The 3,972-nt window shown below is 45.6% G+C and carries 4 protein-coding genes; all 4 read right to left on the bottom strand.

The window, feature by feature from the left end; genetic code table 11:
* Positions 1–878 (bottom strand): ABC transporter substrate-binding protein (locus P8O70_00370; protein MDG2195337.1); only part of this gene is annotated, 878 nt, incomplete at its 3' end.
* 264 nt (positions 879–1,142) lie between these two features.
* Positions 1,143–2,309, bottom strand: a complete 1,167-nt coding sequence (locus P8O70_00365; GenBank protein MDG2195336.1) for an SPOR domain-containing protein — start codon at positions 2,307–2,309, stop codon at positions 1,143–1,145.
* 53 nt (positions 2,310–2,362) lie between these two features.
* Positions 2,363–3,193, bottom strand: a complete 831-nt coding sequence (locus P8O70_00360; GenBank protein MDG2195335.1) for a type III pantothenate kinase — start codon at positions 3,191–3,193, stop codon at positions 2,363–2,365.
* Between the two features lie 2 nt (positions 3,194–3,195).
* Positions 3,196–3,951 carry a biotin--[acetyl-CoA-carboxylase] ligase gene (locus P8O70_00355; GenBank protein ID MDG2195334.1) on the bottom strand — a complete coding sequence of 252 codons (756 nt, stop codon included), beginning with the start codon at positions 3,949–3,951 and terminating at the stop codon, positions 3,196–3,198.
* Positions 3,952–3,972 lie beyond the last annotated feature (21 nt).

Here is a 3,972-nt window from a genome sequence, read left to right as displayed (position 1 = left end):
CTTCCCTTCTTAAGAAACTCAATCAACTCCTGGCGATTGATCCCGTGGGCAATGGCTTGGCGAACTTTTGGATCCTGGAGCTTGGGGGATAGCATATTTAACCCAAGATACTGATAGTTCAGAGCTGGGCCGGTCATCATTTTGTATTCTTTGGCGAGTGAACCTCCTTCAAATTGGGGAAGTTTATCCAAGGGCACGACATTGATCGCAAGATCAATCTCCCCTTTGCGCATCTTCAGAAACCGAGTGTTGTCGTCCTGGACAATTTTCAGTTCTAACTCTTTGATAGCTGGTTTAGTCCCGTGGTAGTCATCAAATCTTTTGAGGCTTATACCATTTGGGTCTTGGCTGACCAATTGATAAGGACCCGTTCCAATTAACTTGGCATTCTCAAGGTCTGAATTTCTAGAGAAGATTGGAATGAAGATATCTAGAAAAAAAGCTGCCTCAGGTTGGAACAACTGAAAGGTGACCGTACGATCGTCAGTGGCTTCAACAGATTTAAGTTTTTTGGAGAGGAACTGGAATGGAGATTTGGTTTCTGGATCCATGATATGCTCGAAAGTGAAGCGAATATCCTCTGCATTTAGTTGGGACCCGTCTTGAAAATGCACTCCCGCTTTGAGCTTTAGAATCCAGGTTGTTTCGTCAGGATGTGTCCAACTCTCTGCTAATCCGGGAACAATGCGAAGTGCATCATCTTGTTGAACCAGCGTTTCAAACAGCAAAACTTGTGTTAGCCGCATACCATTCGCATCAACAGCATAGCGAGGATCCAAAGATTTTGGTGCCCCATCCAGCGCAATCGTCAGAGGAGCCGCGACGAGTAGGTTGGCCCAGAAGACAAGAGATAAGGTCGCAAGGGTAAAATTTTTCATGACAGATTTTTAGGTGAGAGGGCAGAAAGGTAAGGATGAGGATGCCCCCAGTTTAGGGGCCAGGAAGCTTAGACGCTTTGGTCTTCGCTTTTCAAACGAGCAAGGTGGATCAAGAAGACGATTCCTGGGCAGATTATCATACCAAAAACCACGATGCCAAAGACTAGTGGCCAACTCAATGCCATAGCCAATTCTCCAGATCTAAGGGTTAAACAAAAACTATTTAATTAACATTGAAGCTTTTTTTTAGCAAGGCAGGATGCTTCATTCACTCATCGCAACAACAAACATTCCCTCAAAGCGCCGATCTTTTTCCTCAAGGATTTTTTGCAAGTCTAACGCTTCGTTCTTGGTTTTGAAGCCCCCAGCATAAACACGATAGTTGCGGATTCGCTGATCTGATCGCCGTGCTTCAAAAAAGACTTCCGCCGAATAAATCTGATTGAGATGGGCTTTCACCCGATTGGCTGTGGTAAGATCTGGGAACAATCCAAGGGAAATCTGAAAGGAGCTACTAGATGGCTTCCGATAGGCTTGTCCGGTGATCAAGTTTTCGTTATTGATTCGATTAACTAGGTTCGAAGCTTCCTCTTCGCCATAAAGATTAGTAGAAACAATTTCCGTCATTGGGTTGACTTCATTGACAGTCTCTACTCTGGTTGCGTAGCCGGCTCTCTTCAGCAAATAGCGATAATCATCTACACACTCTTGATAGATACAGTTGGCAACTTGGACGAAAAATCTTGTAGTCCGTGGCCTCTTGACAGGCTGAGGAGGTGCTTCGACCACTGGTGCAACAGGCAGTTCATCCATTGTCGGCGGAGGGGGTTCTTCCACCACGACAATCTCTTCCACTTCTTGAATTTCTTCCAATGGTTCAGCAGCAGGAACGGATTCTGTGATAGCTGTAGCTTCTTCAGTGAGTAGAGGGGCAGGTGGAGGAGGGGGAGGAGGCTCTTCAAGCATTGCCAATGCAGGCTCTTCTATTTCCATTGGTGGAGGAGGAGGAGCCATCAAATACATAGCTGCAACAGCCGCTGCGCCTAGTACAGCACCTGAAGCACCTGTGATAATACCCGGAATCAACAGAGGCTTTTTGTCTCCAGAGTTTTTCTTCTTCTTTTTCTCAGCTTTCGGTGCAGGACTATCATCAGATGCAGCCACTGCTGCCGCAGCTCCGACACCTGCGGCAGCAGCGGCGGGTTCCATTTCATCTTCGAGGTCTTCACTACCGAAGTCGTCAGCGTCTCCACCGCTGGCACTGAGGTCATCATCTTGAACTTCTAGATCGTCAATAGTGGATAAATCCTCAAAGAATGAGTCTAACTCACCATCATCGCCGCCTTCACTGTCCATAAAGCTGTCGAGTTGATCACCGAACTCATCGTCCAGATCACCAATCCCCTCCAGTCCATCAAGTTCTTCTGCCATAGCTCCTTTATCCGTCGCTTGCTTGGGTTCGGTATTTGGTCTTGGGGCTTAGCCTATGAGGTTAGGGTGTTATCGTGCCGACGACAGTCACCGACGTTGCTTAATTTTTTGGACCACACCTTCGATTGAGCTAAGCCACTCAACAGAAGGTCTGGATGAAAGCACCAGTTTGGGAAGTCTACACACCAGTATTTTGCACTCCCGCCAGTCAAATAAATCGATGAATCATGTTGTGATCTTTGATCCAACTCTTGCTGCATTTGCTGGACAAGACCTCCCAACAAGTGTCTGTAGCCGTTGTAAAGCCCAGCCTGTATACAGCCAGTTGTGGAAGTCTCTATGACAGATTTTTTTTGTTCAATCTCTGTCTTGGGAAGATTTGCTGTTCCAATATGCAAAGAATCTAACCACAACCTAGGCCCGGGTATAATGATTCCTCCCAGAAATAGACCTTGATCGGTCACAGCGTCAATTGTGGTTGCTGTGCCAATGTCAACTGTGATGACACTGCTGCTAACCAAGTCATAGGCGGCAGCGGCCACGATCAGTCTGTCTATACCTATTGTCGGTGATTCGCCAGGTAACAATCTGATTGGGAGCGAGCTTGTTTGCATCAACACAGTAGGTATCACGCCAATCAAATTTCGGACCATTTCCCCGAAAAAAGGGGTAAGCCAAGGTACCACAGAACAGAGAATCCAGCCCTCAAATTGAGGTTTTGTAAAAAGAGCTTGGTGGCTTTGAATGAACTGGGTGAGTTCCAACTCAAAATTTTCAGATGTAGTCTTTGTTGGCGTCTGCAAATACCAGTCTTCAATCATCTGACTTTTTTCAAAAGCAGCGATGTGGATTGTGGTGTTTCCGATATCAGCAACTACTATCATGGCTACATCTTGTCATAGTGAATCAGGTCCCCTGAGATGTGCGTGTAAAGCTGCCCATTCTCCATTCGAATTTGAGGGAATCCTCGTTGTTCAAGTCTTTCAACCAGCCCTGTTTGAATAACCGAATCCTTTTCCCATCCGACTAGCTGGCCAATGATGTTTGAAACTGCTTGCCATTCTTCTAAGAGTTTCAAAGAACTCTCCTCACGAAGTTCCCTGATAATTAATTGTAGATTATCTAGGATTTCTCTAAGTAGTTCATTTTGGGAAAAAACGATTCCAGTTGCCACATGTAAAGTAGTCACTTTATCTTTGAGTTCGTTGGGAAAGTCAGAAGAATAGCCATTCACATTCAAACCAATACCAATAATCAGACTATTTAGTCCTACCTGATGCCGAGGTCCTCGCTCAACTAAGATTCCGGCTAGCTTTCGACGTCCAACTAACAAATCATTGGGCCACTTCAGACGTAGATTCGGTAACCCTTTTCCAGACAAGCTTCTAAACAATGCCAACCCACTCCAAAGGGCCCAAAGATGCAGTCTATCTTCAGGATCTGAAGAGTGAATAACTACTGAAAAAGTCAAAACATGGTTTGAAGGGCTTATAAAAGTCCTCCCCGCTCGGCCTCTCCCACTCGATTGTTTATGGGTCCAAACAGTTAAGCCATGCTGTGAACAAAGTGAAATGTTGCCAAGCAGATAGCTATTTGTGGATGGCAACTCGACAAATTCAAGCAATGGCTTGCCAAGTGGCATTTTAGTTCAACGAAAAGTGAT

The organism is SAR324 cluster bacterium (genome assembly GCA_029245725.1).
GTDB lineage: Bacteria > SAR324 > SAR324 > SAR324 > NAC60-12 > JCVI-SCAAA005.
This window is presented reverse-complemented; position numbering and strand designations above follow the sequence as displayed.

Bases quoted from the DNA above. Each gene is read 5' to 3' on its own strand.
- P8O70_00365 (MDG2195336.1), bottom strand. From the start codon at position 2,309: ATGGCAGAAGAACTTGATGGACTGGAGGGGATTGGTGATCTGGACGAT.
- P8O70_00360 (MDG2195335.1), bottom strand. From the start codon at position 3,193: ATGATAGTAGTTGCTGATATCGGAAACACCACAATCCACATCGCTGCT.
- P8O70_00355 (MDG2195334.1), bottom strand. From the start codon at position 3,951: ATGCCACTTGGCAAGCCATTGCTTGAATTTGTCGAGTTGCCATCCACA.